Source organism: Methylomicrobium lacus LW14, from assembly GCF_000527095.1.
In the GTDB taxonomy this organism is placed as follows: Bacteria; Pseudomonadota; Gammaproteobacteria; order Methylococcales; family Methylomonadaceae; genus Methylomicrobium; species Methylomicrobium lacus.
This window is the reverse complement of record NZ_AZUN01000001.1, coordinates 3,249,882-3,265,891: the sequence shown is the minus strand read 5'-3', so window position 1 is coordinate 3,265,891 and position 16,010 is coordinate 3,249,882. Positions and strand designations below refer to the sequence as shown.

The following is a 16,010-nucleotide window of genomic DNA, read 5'->3' as shown; positions in this document are numbered from 1 at the left end:
GGAGTAAAATGATGCCGTCAACCCTGACTGTCTTTTCACAGGGCTCATTCACCATCACTCCCCCGGACATTTCGATGAACAAACGATTGATCAGCATCACCTTGGGTTTGTTATTACCCTGCGCCGTGCTTGCCGAAACCGCAGCGCCTGCAGCCGAAACGCCACCCGCCGCCACTTCGCCGGCTGCGCCCGAGGCGGGCAAGCATCACGGCATCAAGTTAAAACAACTGAGCGAGGAGCTTGACCTGAGCAAGGAGCAGGAATCCAAAATCAAGTCGCTGTTTAAAAAGCATAAACAAAAAATCAAGGAAATCCGCGAAGAGAGCAAGGAAGAGGTCAAGGAGACGCTGACGCCGGCGCAAAAGCTCAAGCTGTATCAGCTGAAGGAAAAAAATAAAGACAAAATCAATGCGCTGAAAGAAACGGTCAAGGAAGAAGAAAACAAGCCGTAAGCCCTATGCCGAGCTTGCTTCACGGCTTGAACGACGCGACCCAGCGTTTTAATTGCCTGATGTCGCAGGGCGCCGCCTGTCTGCCATAGCGCAGGCTGATGAACACCTCGGTAATCCGATCGATTTCGACCGCATGTTGCGGCAGTTGGGTTTTGGCGCGCTCGGCGAAGTCTTTCGCGCCCTCGCCCGCCCCCTTGACCAAGCCCTTACGCGCGAGTTTGGCGCAGAAGCGCGCATAAATCAGCAGCGCCGGATCGGTTTTCCGGCGTTTTTGATAGAGCATCGACGCGCTCAGCAATAACGTCATCGCGCTCACGATCGCGGTCAGCCAATACACCATCGCTCGGCTGTCCTTGATGCCGAATCCGGACAGCAAATTGGACTGGTGCAGGCTGTCGTAATCGATGACCCAGCGTTGCCAGCGGTAATCGACAGTGCCCCAGATCAATCGGGCCCGCTTGAACAGGCTAAACACTTTTCTGAACTCTTGCTTGTCGATATCGAAGTAGATTTCTTCGCCCGGACTCAAGCGGCCGACATCGAGCGGATATTCGATTCTTTCCGGCGCAACCGCCGCGGTCGGATCGTAGCGGACCCAGCCTTCATTTTCATACCAGACTTCGGCCCAGGCGTGCGCGTCGGCTTGCCTGACCTCAATGAAATGGCCGAGATCGTTCACTTCGCCGCCCTGAAAACCGGTCACGACGCGGGCAGGAATATGCGCGGCGCGCAAGAGATAGACGAAAGCGGAGGCATAATGGCTACAAAAACCGGCGCGCGTATCGAACAGAAACGACTCGATCGGGTTATCGTCGAGTTTCGGGGGCTCCAGCGTGTAACGGAAATTTTCGGCACGGAAATGAGCTAATAGATTCTGGACAAAAACCGCCGGCGGTGCATCGTAACCGCGCAATTGACGGACGAATTCTTTGATGCGCTCCGAAGGCTTGCCGGGCAATTGCATCGCATCCCGGTATTCGCCGTCCGCAAGCGGCCCCGTATTGTAGGCCGGATAGGAGACCAACTTATAGGCCGCACGCCGCCCGGGGGGTGCCGAAGTGATCAATTGAAAATTGGCGTTTCGGGTCAGCGGCGCAGAAAAACCCACCGGCATGTCGAGTGCGAATACCCAGTTTTTGGTCTGCGGCTCCATCAACAAAGTATAACCGTAGGGCTTTCCCGAAACCTTCGGACTGTGCCTGCCATACTGCGCAAAATCCTGCGCCTGCATCCAGAGTTTGCCGTTGGTCATCGACATCACCGGGCCGCGCCAGTAACGTTGTTGCGGCGGCGGTATCGGGCCGTCGAACTGGGCGCGGAACACCCGTTCATCGGACAGTCCCAGATTGGTGATCGAGCCGGGCTCCATTACTTCGCTGAGGCCGGTCCTATTTTGGGTTTCGCTGCCGAGCGCCATCCATTTCGGTGGCTCAAGGCGCGGAAACAGAATGAACATCGCGGCCGCAAGCGGCGCCGCCTGCAAGGCGATCAGGCAGGCCAGTTTCAGCGCCTGCCCGAGTTTCTTATGGAGGCCGTTCATCGCGATCAAAAGTGCCAACAGCAAACAGCAAACGCCCCCGATATAGACGCCTAGCAGAATGTTTTGCTCATAAAGAAACTGGGTGGCGACCACGATGAAGGTCATGTAGATGAGCAGATAAAAATCGCGTTCCCGCTTCATTTCCATCAGTTTCAGGCCCAGCGCGATGACCAGCAGGCTGGAGCCGGCATCGCGGCCTAGGATGCCTTGCCGCTCTGCGAACAGCAGCGCGATGCCGACAAGCAGCAACAAAAACACGGATAGCCGGCCGGGCAGCCAGGCCGGACGCCAGATGCCGAGCACACGCCAAACCCAAAGGGCGGTAAAAAAGCCGAAAGAACGATTCGAGATATGCTGGATGTGCGGCAGCACGGCCAGGCCGACCGCGCCGAACAATAACAACAGCAGGTTTTTGTCGATTACCGCCGTCTTCATGCCGTGTACAGCGCCAAGGCCTCGAGACAGGATTGCCGATGCAGCGCGCCGTTTGCAGGCGCCAGCCGGACGCCGGGCAGGCAAAGGCCGTAGTTCAAACCGGCCTTTTCCGCATCGAGCACCCAGCGGCATAATTGGCAGAGGCGTTCTTCCGCGTCATATCCGGGCGTGCCGTCCAGATCCAGCCAGAGTTCGCCGCTGCTGTCGCCGCCGTATTGCTTGCTGAATACGCCTTGCCCTTTCGCATAGGCTTTCCAGTGGATATGCTTGATCGAGTCGCCGGCTTCATAGTTTTTCAGTCCGTAAAAATCATCGCCGCCCTTTTGACTGGCGCCCTCCGAACTCATGCCGAGGGGCGCTTGCGGAAAAGGCAGGTCGGCCGCGGCAGGTTTCGGGTAAACCAGGACTCTCAGGTCGAAACGCAGCGGCGACCAGACCCGAAACAGGCCGAGCGGAAAGGTGCTGTAAAGGGTGATCGTGCCGGCCTCGCACCAGCCCCGCCGGGTGGTATTTCGATATACGAAGGCTGGATTTTGGCTGTCAGGCAGAAGGGATAGAACGGTTTCGTCTTGGCCTGCGACCTTGATTTGCGGGCGGAGCATTGCCGACGGATTATCGATATGGAGCGGAAAAGCCGCTGTTTCGCCCGCAAATACCGGTTTTGCGATGCCTTCGCGGATCACCAGCCCGGACAGCGATCTGAAGCTATGCACGGTCGTGATGAAAAAGATGCTGGCCAATAAAAACGACAGCAGATAGACCAGGTTGTTGTTATAAACGAAGCCGATGAAAAACAGCAGCGCGGTCAGCAACGCGAAGCCGAGGCCGCGCAGAGTCGGCAGGATGAAGATGCGGCGATGGTTCAGCGTGACCGGCCCCGGCACGGCAGTTTCGCCGAGCACGAAGCGGCTGAGCCGAAAGCGCTCCTTCAAGGCCAATGCGTTCATCAAACGGCGACCCGGCTGAGTATCGGCGCGACCACCGCGTCGGCCTCGACGCTGCCCGAGCGAATCCGGTGCCCTGCGACCGACGCCAGCACCGCCTGCATGTCTTCCGGAATCACCGCGTCGCGGCCGTCCATGTAGGCCCAGGCCTTGGCCGCGGTCAACAGCGCAAGTCCTGCGCGCGGAGAAAGCCCGGTGGGATAGGCGGCCGATTCGCGGGTAAAGCGGATGATCGCCTGGCAATAGTCGAGCAGCGCATTCGAGGCATGCACCTGTAGCACTTCTTTTTGAATGCGTTGGAGTTGTTCCGGCGGCAGCTTGACGGTCAGGGTGTCGATCAAACGGTGCCGGCTTTGGCCTGCCAACAGCTGGCGCTCGGAGGCGGAATCAGGATAACCAAGCTCGATCCGCATCAGAAAGCGGTCCAGTTGCGACTCGGGCAGCGGAAACGTGCCGATCTGATGCGACGGGTTTTGCGTCGCGATCACAAAAAAAGGCTCCGGCAACGGATAGGTCTTGCCGTCCACGGTGACCTGATGCTCCTCCATCGCTTCGAGCAATGCGCTCTGCGCCTTCGGCGTCGAGCGGTTGATTTCGTCGGCCAGCACCATCTGATTGAAAATCGGCCCCGGATGAAAGGTAAATTGCTGGTTCTTCGCATCGAACACCGAGGCGCCGATCATATCGGCCGGCAATATATCGCTGGTAAACTGGATGCGCTGGTAATCGAGGCCGAACAGTTTCGCGAGCGTGTGCGCCAGCGTGGTCTTGCCGACGCCCGGAATATCCTCGATCAACAGATGTCCGCGCGCCAGCAGGCAACAAACCGCCAGCCGGACCTGCCGCTGTTTGCCGAGCAGGATTTGATTGGCCGAATCCAGTAACGCGTTGATTGCATTTTGCATGAGTGGTGATACGATGCTAGATGAAAAGCGCCGGCTTGCGACGAGCCCGGCAGGACTCTTGAAGTATAGCAGGATGTCACGCAGCATCCCTATGGGCCAGGGACAGCGCGCAAGCCAACAATAGACTGACATGGAGGAAAAAACCGTGAACGATTATGAAGAAATACGCGGCAATTTGATCGGCATGCTGGAAGAGCTGAACGACCGCTTGAGCAAGATCACCGACGATGTGAAGCATACCGAAGAGCCCCCCGAAAAGGACTTCGCGGAACAGGCCGTGCAGGCCGAAAACGATGAAGTGCTGGATTTTCTGGGCAATCGCGCCAGAACCGAAATCGCGCAGATCAAGGACGCGATCGCACGGATCGATTCCGGCCATTACGGCGTCTGCCAGAGCTGCGGCGAACCGATCGCAAAGGCGCGGCTAAAAGCGCTGCCTTATTCGAACTTGTGCATCAAATGCGCGAGCCAACAGGGCTGTTGAGACGACGACCGCACGCGCGATGACTGAACTTATAGCGATAGCCCGGCAATTCTCCGGGTCGAGTACGGCTGTGTTGCCGCTGGGCAACGGCCTGATCAACGCGACTTATCTGGTCACGACCGCCGCCGAGCCGTTCGTCTTGCAATGCATCAATGCGCATGTATTTCCGGAGCCGAAAGCGATTCTCGCGAACCTGGCCGAGATCGGCCGCCATATCGACAGCAAGGCACCCGAAGCGGTCGAACTGCAAATCCCTCGGCTGATCCAGTCCGAAGCCGGCTTCAACTCGGTGCGCGATGATCAAGGCCGCATCTGGCGCGCAACCCGTTATATTGCCGATACGGTCAGCCTCGAAGTGCTCGGCAATCTGCACGAAGCCCGCCAGACCGGCTTTGCGCTCGGGCATTTTCACCGCCTGCTTAGCGATCTCGATCCTGTAAGGCTGAAGGATACGCTGCCCGGTTTTCATATTACCCCGATGTATCTGGCGCGCTATCGTGAAGCTCTGGTTGCCGTCAATCCCAAGCTGATCGACAAGGATTGCGCGGCCTTTATCGAGCAGCATCAAACCTTCGCGGGCGACCTCGAAGCGGCGAAGCGGCAAGGCCTCTTGCCGCTCAGAATCATCCACGGCGACCCGAAACTGAACAACTTTTTATTCGACCACAACCGGCAAAAAGCGGTCGGCCTGATCGACCTCGATACGGTCAAGCCGGGCCTTCTGCATTACGACGTCGGCGACTGCCTGCGCTCCTGCTGTCACCGCCCCGAAAACGACACCTTCGATCCGGACATCGGCGAGGCGATACTGGCCAGTTATCTGGATCAAGCCGGCCATTTCTTTACCGGTCCCGATTATGACTCTCTATATGCCGCGATTCGGCTGATTCCGTTCGAACTGGGCCTGCGCTTCTATACCGACCATCTCGAAGGCGACCGCTACTTCAAGGTCGAAGGACAGGGGCAGAATCTCGAACGCGCCCTCGGGCAATTCCGTTTGTGTAAAAGCATCATGGGTCAGGAAGGGGCCATTAAACAATTGATCGAATCCTTGCGCGGCAAAACGGCATGGTTCGCCTCGGCGACCCGTTGACCGTGTTGCCGGATTCCGCCGAATCCTGAGTGATGGACAGGCGGAATTATGCGATCGGCCTCGCCCTGGTGCTGCTTGGCGCTTTGGGGTTCTCGATCAAATCGATCCTGATCAAGATGGCCTATGCGGCCAGCCCCGGCATCGATGCGATCACGCTGCTCGCGCTCAGGATGCTGTTCGCCTTGCCGATTTTCATCGCCGCGGCGCTTTTCCATAACCTCAAAGCGCACCCGCCGGCCTTGTCGAAACAGGAATGGCTGTTCGTGACGTTGCTGGGTCTTGACGGCTATTACCTCGCCAGTTTCCTGGATTTCGCGAGCCTGCAATACATCGCGGCAGGCCTGGAGCGGGTGATCCTGTTCCTGTATCCGACCTTCGTCGTGCTGTTTTCGGCGGTCCTGTTCCGTCGCCCTATTACCGCGCCCGTATTGATCGCGCTATTGCTCAGTTACGGCGGCCTGATCCTGGTCTTTCTCGACCATCTCTCCGCCGCCTCCTCGCCGAATCTCTGGCTGGGTTCGGCGCTGGTCCTCGGCAGCGCGCTCGTGTTCGCGGGCTTTACGATGGGCAGCGGCGTGATGGTGCACAAGATCGGCACGATCCGCTTTACCGCCTATACGATGACCGCGGCCGGCATCGCGACCTTGATTCATTTCGGGGTGCAGCGCGGCAGCGCGCTGACCGGCTTTCCCGCCGACGTGTATGGACTGACCCTGTTGATCTCGGTCTTTTCGACCGTGCTGCCGGCGTTTTCGATGAATGCGGGCATCCGCCGGATCGGCGCGGATTTCGCGTCCATCATCAGCACGACCGGCCCGATCGCGACGTTGATCTTCGCGTATTTCTTGCTGGATGAGCCCGTTTCCGCAATGCAGTTCGGCGGCACGGCGCTGGTGTTGAGCGGCGTTTATGTGCTGGGCAAAAGCAAGGCCTGATTCGTCATGCCACGACAATTTTTTGCCAACTTATTGGCTTTCTTGAGGTCTCAGAATAAGTTACATAGCCTGCGCTCCCTTTTAAGCGAAGCGGGAGAGACTGAACATGACAATATCGGAAGCCAATACACTTTTAGAAATGTCCCCACAATGGGTGTGTCTGGAATGCGGCTACAACATGATCGGCGAAATGCCCGATGTTTGCCCTTTCTGCGGCGCCCGACGCGATTGCTTTTTACCTTGGGAGGCGGCCGAACACCAATTTCGGGTGACTGAGTTTCCGGTCAACGACACTGTGACCCAGCTGCTTTCGGTGCCGAAACTCGGTTACGAGCACGCCGCCTACCGGATCGAAACAGCGCAAGGCGGTGTATGGATCGATGCGCCTTCCGCATTCAATCGCGACCTGGCGTCGGTTCGGGCGATCTTGTTCACGCATCATCATTTCATGGGCGCCTCGAATCAATACCGAAAGCTCTGGCAATCGGAAGTCTGGCTGCATGAAAGCGATGCGAGCCAGCCCTTGGCAAAACTATTCACTGTCGATCACCGCTTTACGGAAAGCTTTAGCGCTTTCGGTATAGAGGCCCATCACTGCGGCGGCCATACGCAGGGCTTTACGTTTTATATCTACCGCGATGCGTTGTTCATCTGTGATTACGTCTTTTTGACTCCCGCCGGCATGATTTTCAATCCCTATGGCTCCGAGCGCGAAACCCGCAAGCAGGCTTCCTTTATTCTCGAAGTCCTGGCAAAGAGACCGCTTCTGACCGTCTGCGGCTATAACTATGTGGCGCCTTATACTGACTGGCTGCCCCGTTTTGAAAGCCTATTGACGGAGCGCTAAGTCCTGCACTTTTAACCCGATAATCTGAGGAGGTTCCCGCGATGCCCCGGAATGACCCGTTCAAAGTAAGGCAAGACCTGGATCCAGGCGCTTTCGGTTCGCTGGCCTATTATTCGCTGCGCCGCCTGCAAGAAAATACCGGCACCGATCTGTTGCGGCTGCCGTTCTCGATCCGAATTTTGCTCGAATCGCTGCTGCGCAACTGCGACGGCTTTGCGATCACCGAGGAGCATGTGTTGAACCTGGTGAATTGGCGGCCGGATAGCGACAGGCGCGAGATCCCTTTCAAGCCGGCGCGCGTGATCTTGCAGGATTTTACCGGCGTCCCCGCGCTGGTCGATCTGGCCGCGATGCGCGATGCGATGCGGCGGCTCGGCGGCGACCCGAAAAAAATCAACCCCTTGCTGCCCTGCGATCTGGTGATCGATCATTCGGTGCAGGTCGATTATTACGGCCAGAGCATTTCGCTCGCGTTGAACGAAGCGCTCGATTTCGAACGCAATACCGAACGCTACGAGTTTCTGAAATGGGGCCAGGCCGCTTTCCGGAACCTCCGCGTGGTGCCGCCGACGACCGGCATCGTGCATCAGGTCAATCTCGAATATCTGTCGCAGGTGATCTTCCGGAATCAGGACAATAACCTGTGTTATCCGGACAGTTGCGTCGGCACCGATTCGCATACACCAATGGTTAACGGCCTCGGGGTTTTGGCCTGGGGCGTCGGCGGCATCGAAGCCGAAGCGGTGCTGCTGGATCAGCCGATTTACATGCTGGTTCCCGATGTAGCCGGCATCAAGCTGACCGGCAGGCTGAGTCCTGGCGTCACCGCGACCGATCTGGTGCTCAGGATCACGGAGTTGTGCCGAAGCATCGGCATGGTCGGCAAATTCGTCGAATTTTTCGGCCCCGGCCTGTCGTCGATGAGCATTCCGGACCGGGCCACGATCGGCAATATGGCGCCCGAACAAGGCTCGACGGTCAGTTATTTTCCGATCGACGCGCTGACCTTGGATTACATGCGCCTGACCGGTCGCAGCGCCGAGCAGATCGAACTGACCGAACGCTACGCGAAGGCGCAGGGCCTGTTCCGCCGCGACGACATGCCCGATCCGCTCTACAGTCAGGTATTGACGGTCGACCTCGGCGAAATCGAGCCGGCACTGGCAGGACCCAAGCGGCCCCACGACCGCATTGCGCTGAGTGAGGTCGGCTCCGGCTTTCGCCGCATGTTGACCGAACCGATCGGCTTCAAGGGTTTCGGGCTTGCCGAGAGCGAACTTAAGCGAACCGCGACCGTCTCGATCGGCGATACGCAGGAGCAAATCGGCCACGGCGCGGTCGTTATCGCCGCGATCACCTCCTGTACGAATACCAGCAACCCATCGGTGATGCTCGGCGCCGGCCTGCTCGCGAAGAAAGCGGTCGAGAAGGGGCTTCGGGTCAGGCGCACTGTCAAAACCTCTCTCGCGCCCGGCTCGACGGTCGTGACCGAATATTTGAAAAAATCGGGCCTCTTGCCTTATCTGGAGCAATTGGGTTTTTATCTGGTCGGCTACGGCTGCACGACCTGCATCGGCAATTCCGGGCCGTTGGACGATGAGATTGCGAAGGCGATCGTCGATAACGATCTGGTGGTCTCGGCGGTCCTGTCCGGCAACCGTAATTTCGAAGGCCGCGTACATCCTTTGACCAAGAGCAATTTTCTGGCTTCGCCGCCGCTGGTCGTCGCTTATGCCCTGGCCGGTTCGACCGCGATCGACATCACTACCGAGCCGTTGGGTTTCGATCAGGGCGGCACGCCGGTCTATCTGAAGGATGTTTGGCCGACGAACGAGGAAATCAACGCCACGATCGCGGCTTTCGTGACACCCGAGATGTTCAAGGCGCGCTATGCCGAAGTTTTTACCGGCACCGACGAATGGCGGAAGATTGCGCTGACCGCATCCGAGCTTTACCCCTGGAACCCGCAATCGACCTATATCCGCAGGCCGCCATTCTTCGATAATTTCAAGATAGAACGGCAAAAACTCGCTCCGATCACCGATCTTAGAGTCTTGGCGCTGTTCGGCGATTCGGTCACGACCGACCATATTTCGCCGGCCGGACAGATCGCCGCCGATTCGCCGGCCGGATTGTATCTCGCCGGTAAGGGCATCGCGCGGAAAGACTGGAACAGTTACGGTTCGCGGCGCGGCAACGATGAAGTGATGTGCCGCGGTACGTTCGCGAACGTGCGTCTGCGTAACCGGCTGCTACCGGGTTCGGAAGGCAACCTAACGATTTTTCACCCGAGCGGCGAGCCGATGACAATTTATGATGCGGCGATGCGCTATAAAGCGGAAGCCATTCCGCTGTGCATTCTGGCCGACAAGGATTACGGCGCCGGTTCATCGCGCGACTGGGCCGCGAAAGGCCCTTATCTCCAAGGCGTCAGGGTGGTGATCGCCGAAAGCTACGAACGCATCCACCGCAGCAATCTGGTCGGCATGGGCATCCTGCCCTTGCAGTTTGAGGAAGGGCAATCCGCGGACAGCCTGGGACTCACCGGGACCGAGACGCTGACGGTCGATCTACAGGAAGATCTGCGCCCGAAACAGCCTATCACGGTTACGGCGAAGCGAGCCGACGGCCAAAGCTTAACCTTTCAAACAATCTGCCGGATCGATACGCCGATCGAAGTCGATTATTACCGCGATGGCGGCATCCTCAGCACGGTGCTGAAAAAATTGCTGGTCGGAAATCAGCGCTAAATTGCGCATTTATTCGAGGGCGATCGTCTCCTCGATACAGTGGCTGACGCCGAGTTCGGGCGCTTCCAGCGTCATCTTGACCCGAATCGAACTCTTCCCGGCCAGCTGCCCGTTTTCAACCGCTTTCAGCACCGCATGTTCGATTTCGCGCTGCGAGGTCACGCCGACTTTCTTCAGGTATTTTCTGATTTCCATATTCAAGGTGTCTTCGTTCATGGGAACCTCCCGAGGATCAGTGAATTGATTTACCAGATGGTGCGGCCGACTTTCCTGACCGACGATAGAGTGACCCGAGCAGCGCTAAATAATTCATTAACCCTTGTTGAACTTTTTATATCATGTCGTATCTTATCTTTGCACGCCTGCTACGGCGTCGAATCAGCCTGGCTCTCCCCCAGCATTGGGCTGATTTTCTTTAAACCCCAAAATATCGCTCCGGTATTTTGGGGTTTTCTTTTTCTATCCGGCCTTTTATTGGGTTTCTTTGCTATGCTCATAGCAACTTTACCTTACCCTCGTCATGCTCATGCTTTCCTCAGAACACGCCGAACTCGTTGCTTTGGTCGAAAAGATGCCGGCTTTCCCGAAAAGCGTGCAGCGCGTCGTGCAATTGACTTCCAATATCGATGTTTCCGCGAAGGAAATCGTGCAGGTGATCGAATGCGACCCGGTGTTGACGGTCAAAATTTTAAAGGTGATCAATTCCGCGTTTTACGGACTCTCGCAGAAGATCAACTCGGTACAGCGCGCGGTCGTGCATATCGGCTTGAATACGGTCAAAAACCTCGCGATGAGCGTCGCCGCGATGGGCATGCTGAAAAACTCGAACCAGGCCAATTTCAGCGCCACGGCGTTTTTGCTGCATGCGTTGACGACCGCCGCGATCAGCCGCAAACTCGCGGAACGGGCAGGACTCAGTCAGCAGGAATGCAGCGATAGTTTCGTGGCCGGTTTGCTGCATGATTTCGGCAAGGTCGTGTTCGCGGAATTCATGCCCGAGCGTTTCAGGCTGGCATTGGCCAAGAGCCGGGAGGATAATGTTTCGCTGCATCTGACCGAACTCGAATTCATCGGCATCAATCATGCCGAGGCCGGCACGCTGCTGGCCGAGAAATGGGGCCTTTCCGAGTTACTGATCGAAGCGATTCGGCATCATCACGGCCGGCCGGTCAATGCCTTCGGCGAATGCCTGTTCGCGGCGAATCAGATCAGCAAGCACTTGCATTTCGGCGACGCCGGCAATCCGGTCGTCGAGGCGTTTCCGGAAGCGATCGCGGACCGCTTCGGCATGCCGCTGGAAGCACTGATCGAGGATCTCGGCGATCTCAGGTTCATGCTCAAAGAAGCCGAACTCTTTGTTAAACTCTAAAAACAATAACAAAAACAGGCATGAAATTTAAATTTTGGGGAGTCAGGGGCTCAATCCCGACGCCAGGTCCGCAGACCGTCAAATACGGCGGCAATACGACCTGCATCGAAATCCGCACCAACCGGAATGAGCTGATCATTCTGGACGCCGGCACCGGCATTCATGCGCTTGCGCAAACCTTACTCAGGGACATGCCGATCACCGCGCACATTTTCATCACCCATACGCACTGGGATCATATTCAGGGCCTGCCTTTTTTTCTGCCGATTTTTTTCAAAAACAATCGCATCAACCTATACGGAGGTCAGGATCCGGTCACCGATGAAAACATCAACCGGGCCTTGTCCGCACAGCTTCAATACAGTTATTTTCCGATCCATGAAGCGCAGTTGAAGGCCCGCATCGACTATTTGACGGTCAGGCCCGGCGAAACGGTCAGCGTCGGCAGCGCCCGCATTACCCCGATCATCCTGAATCATCCGGTGTTGAATTTCGGTTACCGGGTCGATTGCGACGGCGCCTCGCTGTTTTTTACCGGCGACTTCGAAAGCCCGATTAATATCTATCAGCCCGAGGATGATAACTACGCTTCATACCGGGGTTTTCTGCTCGAAAAACATCAGGAAATCATAGAGGCGATGCAGGATGTGGATGCGCTGATCGTGGATTCGTCCTATACCGATGAAGAATATGCGACCCGGCTGGGCTGGGGGCACGGAACCTATCGTTCCGGCATCAAGCTGGCGAGCGAGGCGAACGCGAAGCGCTTGTTTCTAACCCACCATGAACCGACCCGGACCGATGCCGATCTCGATCTGATCTATCGAGACCTTCTGGAGCAACACCCCCGGTTTGCGGACAAATTGTTCATCGCGCGCGAGGGGCTCGAAGTCTGCTTTTAATCCCCGCTGGCCTGCGCAAACAAGTCATCCAGCGCGTGATGCGCCTCGTCCACACCGCTTTTCTTCAGCGAAGAAAACAACTGCACGGACAAAGGGATAGGCGCGCCGCTGAGTTCTTCCTGCACCTGCAACAACGTGTTTTTGGCCGCCCCAAAGCTCAATTTATCGGACTTGGTCAACAGAATGTGCACCGGCAATTCGGCATGTTCGCACCATTGCAGCATTAGCCAGTCGAATTCGGTCAACGGATGCCGCGCATCCATCACCAGCACGATGCCGCACAGCGATTTCCGCAGGTTCATATACTCTTCGATCGCTTTCTGCCACTGCTGTTTGATCGCGAGCGGCGCGCTCGCGAAACCGTAGCCGGGCAGATCGACGAAGCGGTGTTGTTCACTGATCGCGAAAAAATTGAGCATTTGCGTCCGCCCCGGCGTCTTGCTGATCCGCGCCAGCGCATTTTGCCGAGTCAACGTATTCAGCGCGCTCGATTTGCCCGCGTTCGAGCGTCCGGCAAAGGCGATTTCGAGCCCATGATCCGGAGGCGCATGTTTCAGGTTGGGGGCACTGTTAATAAATTTTGCTTGATGATAAACTGGGTTCATCGCTGTCTCGCTTCGCTAAGGCAAATGGGGTAGAATCCCGGGTTAGGATGGAAACAGCCAATTCTGAATGTCATAAAAATAACGAAATATTCCGAAGGGGAGTCTGATGAAAATAAAATTCCTGGCAGTTGCAATAGGTATTGCGATCTACGGCGCCTCCACTATTTTACACGCCGAGGGCAATGCGCGCGCAGGAAAAGACAAAGCCGCCGCCTGCAACAGTTGCCATGGCGACAACGGCAACAGCGTGGCCCCGAACTTTCCGAAGCTGGCCCAGCAGCATGCATCCTATCTGGTCAAGCAATTACAGGCATTCAAGAGCGGCGCCCGTAATGATCCGATGATGTCGGCGATGGCGCTGCCGTTGTCCGATGAAGACATGGCCGACATCGGCGCTCACTATGCGGCGCAGAAGATTTCGGCGAACTCGATGCCGGTGCTGCCGCCGCCCGATGAGGACGAAGAAGAGTCCGCGGCCGCCACTGCCGGAAAGCCCAAATCGGTGCCCGAACTGATTGCAGAGGGCAGCGATTTATACCGTAACGGCGATCTGCAACGCGAAGTATCCGCCTGCATCGCCTGCCACGGTCCGTTTGGCGAAGGCAACCTGCCGGCCGCGTTCCCGGCCCTGCATTCACAGCACCCCGACTATTTAATCAAGGCATTGACCGATTTCAAAACCGGCGCGCGCGGCAATACCCCGGAAAACATGATGCACATGATCGCCAAAAAGATGACCGACGAGGAGATTCGTGCGGTCTCTTACGCTATCTCGATGATGAAATAGCCAGTCTTTCCGATCAAATATGATGTTAGGCGCGTTCCCCGGCTTCCGGCCTCACTGCCATTAAGTTAATGGATTTCTCCGTTCGCCCTGAGCTCGTCGAAGGGTGAACGGAGAAATCCGAACCGCATAAGTTAAGCCGTTCATGCTTCGACAGGCCCAGCACGAACGGCTTAACTTAATGACAGTGGGCTTCCGGCCGGGGAACGCCGCTCCGGGAGCGCCCGCTTCCGCCCTTGCCGAATCAAGTGCAGGCCGTCCCGCCTGCCGGTATCAATGTCTGAATGAAGCGGAAAGTTCCGCAAACGCAATCAGATCCCAAGCGATAGCGGACTGATTGCCGTCGTCAACGGTTATTTACAACCACATGGGAAATCGAAGTTCATGCGTAAAAATTTTATTCAAATCGGACTCATCATTTTAGTCCTTGCCGTACTGGCGGGAGCTTCCACATTCTTCTATCTGAAAATGCAGAAACAGCCCGTCAGTGAAGCGGCCGCACCGGAACAGACCAGCGCAGCGCCTGCGACTCCTGCAACACCACCGGCCGCCGAAACCGCAGTCCCGGCAACGCCGGCTGCAAGCCAGCCGCAGCCTGCGGCCGAAGCCGCCGCGCCGGCGCCAGCCGAGCAAGCCGCCGCTCCAGCCGAAAGCCCGGCGGCAGCAGAAGAACTGACAGGCTTTGAAACCCTGGCGACTCCGCAACCGACACAGAACCCCGACAAGGTCGAGGTGATCGAGTTTTTCTGGTACGGCTGCCCGCATTGCTACGATTTTGAGCCGATCCTCGCCAGCTGGGTCAAAAAGCTGCCGGCCAATGTCGATTTCATCCGCCAGCCGGCCGCGTTCAGCGATCTCTGGGCGAAACACGCGAAAGCGTTCTATGTCGCCCAAGCCTTGGGTGTGCTCGACAAGGTCCATGCCGACTTCTTCGACGCCTTGCAGAACAAGCATCAAAAACTGGAGAACGAGGAGCAATTGGGCGCCTTCTTTACCGCCCATGGCGTCAAGGAAGCGGACTTCCATGAAGCCTATAACTCATTCCTGGTCGACACCAAAGTCCGCCAGGCCGCCGTCACCCCCGCGCGCTACGGCGTAACCGGCGTACCGGTGCTGATCGTGAACGGCAAATACAAGGTCGACGGCAAATCGGCCGGTTCGCATGAAAAGATGATCGAAGTGACGAACCAGTTGATCAAGAGAGAAAGCACGGCGAAAAAATAACATCATTTCGCCGTCTCGTTCCCGCGCTCCGGCGCGGGAATGCCGTTCGCACCGCAGACGGCGCCCCTCCAAGCGCACTTTGCCCTCAATCAGGCTCACGCCGCCTCAATACCAAAACCGCATCCCGACCACGAAGCGCACGCTGTGATGGTGCTCGCGCAGGGATTCTTCCTCGACATAATCGAAGCCGACGTAAGGGGCGAACTCCCGCTCGATTTCATAACGCAAGCGCATGCCCGCCTCGAATTCGGTCACGCCGGCCTTGACGCCGCGATTCTCGATGTCTTTTGCCGCGACATTCACTTCGATGCGCGGTTGCAGGATAAGCCGCTGGGTCAGCAATAATTCATACCCAAGATTCAAGCGGCCGAGCAGGTTGCCGTTTTCGGTGATGAAGGCGGCACTGTCAACCTCGATCGAATAAGGCGCGAGCCCCTGGAAGCCGATCACCGCGTCGAAGGTCCGTTCCGGCTCGAAGGCCCGGCGCGCGCCGATCTGAAAATCCCAGAAGGTGCTGATGTTGCGGCTGTAAAGCATTTGCAGATCGGCGCGCCCGAAGATGCCCTGGTCGGCCGAATAATCGCCCTCGGTTTTCAGATAAAGCTTGTGCTCATCGTTGCCGATCCAGTGCTTGATATCCCACTTGAATAAATGCAGACTGTCGTTGCCTTCGTACTCAAAACGCTCGGCCATGAACTTGCTGAAAAGCATCGAATCATCCTGCGCCGCAGCCGGAGGCGG

16 protein-coding genes are annotated in these 16,010 nt (G+C 57.2%); 10 read left to right on the top strand and 6 right to left on the bottom strand.

The window, feature by feature from the left end:
* The first annotated feature begins 74 nt into the window (after positions 1-74).
* Positions 75-452, top strand: a complete 378-nt coding sequence (locus tag METLA_RS21495; protein WP_152539453.1) for a hypothetical protein — start codon at positions 75-77, stop codon at positions 450-452.
* A gap of 19 nt (positions 453-471) precedes the next feature.
* On the opposite strand, the gene METLA_RS0115165 is transcribed toward METLA_RS21495, so the two are convergent.
* From METLA_RS0115165 to METLA_RS0115155, 3 genes are read right to left on the bottom strand one after another with little or no spacing between them, the layout of a single operon-like run.
* A complete protein-coding gene (locus METLA_RS0115165) occupies positions 472-2,427 on the bottom strand; it encodes a transglutaminase TgpA family protein (RefSeq protein ID WP_024299357.1) in 1,956 nt (651 codons plus the stop codon).
* Positions 2,424-3,374: a DUF58 domain-containing protein gene (locus METLA_RS0115160; protein WP_024299356.1), complete on the bottom strand. Its 951-nt coding sequence runs from the start codon at positions 3,372-3,374 to the stop codon at positions 2,424-2,426. Before METLA_RS0115160 ends, METLA_RS0115165 begins: the two co-directional genes overlap by 4 nt.
* Positions 3,374-4,276, bottom strand: coding sequence for an AAA family ATPase (locus tag METLA_RS0115155; RefSeq protein WP_024299355.1), 903 nt, complete (start codon positions 4,274-4,276; stop codon positions 3,374-3,376). The genes METLA_RS0115160 and METLA_RS0115155 overlap by 1 nt, the downstream gene beginning before the upstream one ends.
* Positions 4,277-4,421: 145 nt before the next feature.
* Between METLA_RS0115155 and METLA_RS0115150 the strand changes: the two genes are divergently transcribed.
* The 5 genes from METLA_RS0115150 (at position 4,422) to acnA (ending at position 10,385) form a co-directional block, all read left to right on the top strand.
* A complete protein-coding gene (locus METLA_RS0115150; RefSeq protein ID WP_024299354.1) occupies positions 4,422-4,760 on the top strand; it encodes a TraR/DksA family transcriptional regulator in 339 nt (112 codons plus the stop codon).
* A gap of 19 nt (positions 4,761-4,779) precedes the next feature.
* The gene (locus METLA_RS0115145) at positions 4,780-5,853 is read left to right on the top strand and encodes a phosphotransferase enzyme family protein (protein WP_024299353.1); all 1,074 of its coding nucleotides are present in this window, start codon (positions 4,780-4,782) and stop codon (positions 5,851-5,853) included.
* A 32-nt stretch (positions 5,854-5,885) separates the two neighbouring features.
* Entirely contained in the window at positions 5,886-6,788 is a 903-nt protein-coding gene (locus METLA_RS0115140; RefSeq protein ID WP_029646702.1) for a DMT family transporter, read from the top strand.
* Positions 6,789-6,894: 106 nt separating this feature from the next.
* Positions 6,895-7,635, top strand: a complete 741-nt coding sequence (locus METLA_RS0115135; protein ID WP_084480153.1) for a rubredoxin-like domain-containing protein — start codon at positions 6,895-6,897, stop codon at positions 7,633-7,635.
* Positions 7,636-7,676: 41 nt separating this feature from the next.
* Positions 7,677-10,385, top strand: a complete 2,709-nt coding sequence (gene acnA, locus METLA_RS0115130) for an aconitate hydratase AcnA (RefSeq protein ID WP_024299351.1) — start codon at positions 7,677-7,679, stop codon at positions 10,383-10,385.
* A 9-nt stretch (positions 10,386-10,394) separates the two neighbouring features.
* Here the strand turns inward: acnA and METLA_RS0115125 are convergent, their stop codons facing one another.
* A complete protein-coding gene (locus METLA_RS0115125) occupies positions 10,395-10,601 on the bottom strand; it encodes a DUF6494 family protein (protein WP_024299350.1) in 207 nt (68 codons plus the stop codon).
* A 310-nt stretch (positions 10,602-10,911) separates the two neighbouring features.
* Between METLA_RS0115125 and METLA_RS0115120 the strand changes: the two genes are divergently transcribed.
* Positions 10,912-11,754, top strand: coding sequence for an HDOD domain-containing protein (locus tag METLA_RS0115120; protein WP_024299349.1), 843 nt, complete (start codon positions 10,912-10,914; stop codon positions 11,752-11,754).
* Between the two features lie 20 nt (positions 11,755-11,774).
* Positions 11,775-12,656, top strand: coding sequence for an MBL fold metallo-hydrolase (locus METLA_RS0115115; protein ID WP_024299348.1), 882 nt, complete (start codon positions 11,775-11,777; stop codon positions 12,654-12,656).
* On the opposite strand, the gene yihA is transcribed toward METLA_RS0115115, so the two are convergent.
* The gene (gene yihA / locus METLA_RS0115110; RefSeq protein WP_024299347.1) at positions 12,653-13,261 is read right to left on the bottom strand and encodes a ribosome biogenesis GTP-binding protein YihA/YsxC; all 609 of its coding nucleotides are present in this window, start codon (positions 13,259-13,261) and stop codon (positions 12,653-12,655) included. The two genes, METLA_RS0115115 and yihA, sit on opposite strands and share 4 nt — an antisense overlap.
* Before the next feature lie 106 nt (positions 13,262-13,367).
* Here yihA and METLA_RS0115105 point away from each other — a divergent pair, with 106 nt between their 5' ends.
* Positions 13,368-14,048, top strand: a complete 681-nt coding sequence (locus tag METLA_RS0115105) for a c-type cytochrome (protein ID WP_024299346.1) — start codon at positions 13,368-13,370, stop codon at positions 14,046-14,048.
* Between the two features lie 669 nt (positions 14,049-14,717).
* Complete coding sequence (locus METLA_RS0115100) at positions 14,718-15,269, top strand: thiol:disulfide interchange protein DsbA/DsbL (RefSeq protein ID WP_152539528.1); 552 nt, start codon at positions 14,718-14,720, stop codon at positions 15,267-15,269.
* Positions 15,270-15,374: 105 nt separating this feature from the next.
* On the opposite strand, the gene METLA_RS0115095 is transcribed toward METLA_RS0115100, so the two are convergent.
* A complete protein-coding gene (locus tag METLA_RS0115095; RefSeq protein ID WP_245598807.1) occupies positions 15,375-15,980 on the bottom strand; it encodes a copper resistance protein B in 606 nt (201 codons plus the stop codon).
* Between the last annotated feature and the right edge of the window lie 30 nt (positions 15,981-16,010).

Bases quoted from the DNA above. Each gene is read 5' to 3' on its own strand.
- METLA_RS0115140 (WP_029646702.1), top strand. From the start codon at position 5,886: ATGGACAGGCGGAATTATGCGATCGGCCTCGCCCTGGTGCTGCTTGGC.
- METLA_RS0115120 (WP_024299349.1), top strand. From the start codon at position 10,912: ATGCTTTCCTCAGAACACGCCGAACTCGTTGCTTTGGTCGAAAAGATG.
- METLA_RS21495 (WP_152539453.1), top strand. From the start codon at position 75: ATGAACAAACGATTGATCAGCATCACCTTGGGTTTGTTATTACCCTGC.
- METLA_RS0115135 (WP_084480153.1), top strand. From the start codon at position 6,895: ATGACAATATCGGAAGCCAATACACTTTTAGAAATGTCCCCACAATGG.
- METLA_RS0115095 (WP_245598807.1), bottom strand. From the start codon at position 15,980: ATGCTTTTCAGCAAGTTCATGGCCGAGCGTTTTGAGTACGAAGGCAAC.
- METLA_RS0115105 (WP_024299346.1), top strand. From the start codon at position 13,368: ATGAAAATAAAATTCCTGGCAGTTGCAATAGGTATTGCGATCTACGGC.
- METLA_RS0115155 (WP_024299355.1), bottom strand. From the start codon at position 4,276: ATGCAAAATGCAATCAACGCGTTACTGGATTCGGCCAATCAAATCCTG.
- METLA_RS0115125 (WP_024299350.1), bottom strand. From the start codon at position 10,601: ATGAACGAAGACACCTTGAATATGGAAATCAGAAAATACCTGAAGAAA.
- METLA_RS0115115 (WP_024299348.1), top strand. From the start codon at position 11,775: ATGAAATTTAAATTTTGGGGAGTCAGGGGCTCAATCCCGACGCCAGGT.
- acnA (WP_024299351.1), top strand. From the start codon at position 7,677: ATGCCCCGGAATGACCCGTTCAAAGTAAGGCAAGACCTGGATCCAGGC.
- yihA (WP_024299347.1), bottom strand. From the start codon at position 13,261: ATGAACCCAGTTTATCATCAAGCAAAATTTATTAACAGTGCCCCCAAC.
- METLA_RS0115165 (WP_024299357.1), bottom strand. From the start codon at position 2,427: ATGAAGACGGCGGTAATCGACAAAAACCTGCTGTTGTTATTGTTCGGC.
- METLA_RS0115145 (WP_024299353.1), top strand. From the start codon at position 4,780: ATGACTGAACTTATAGCGATAGCCCGGCAATTCTCCGGGTCGAGTACG.
- METLA_RS0115160 (WP_024299356.1), bottom strand. From the start codon at position 3,374: ATGAACGCATTGGCCTTGAAGGAGCGCTTTCGGCTCAGCCGCTTCGTG.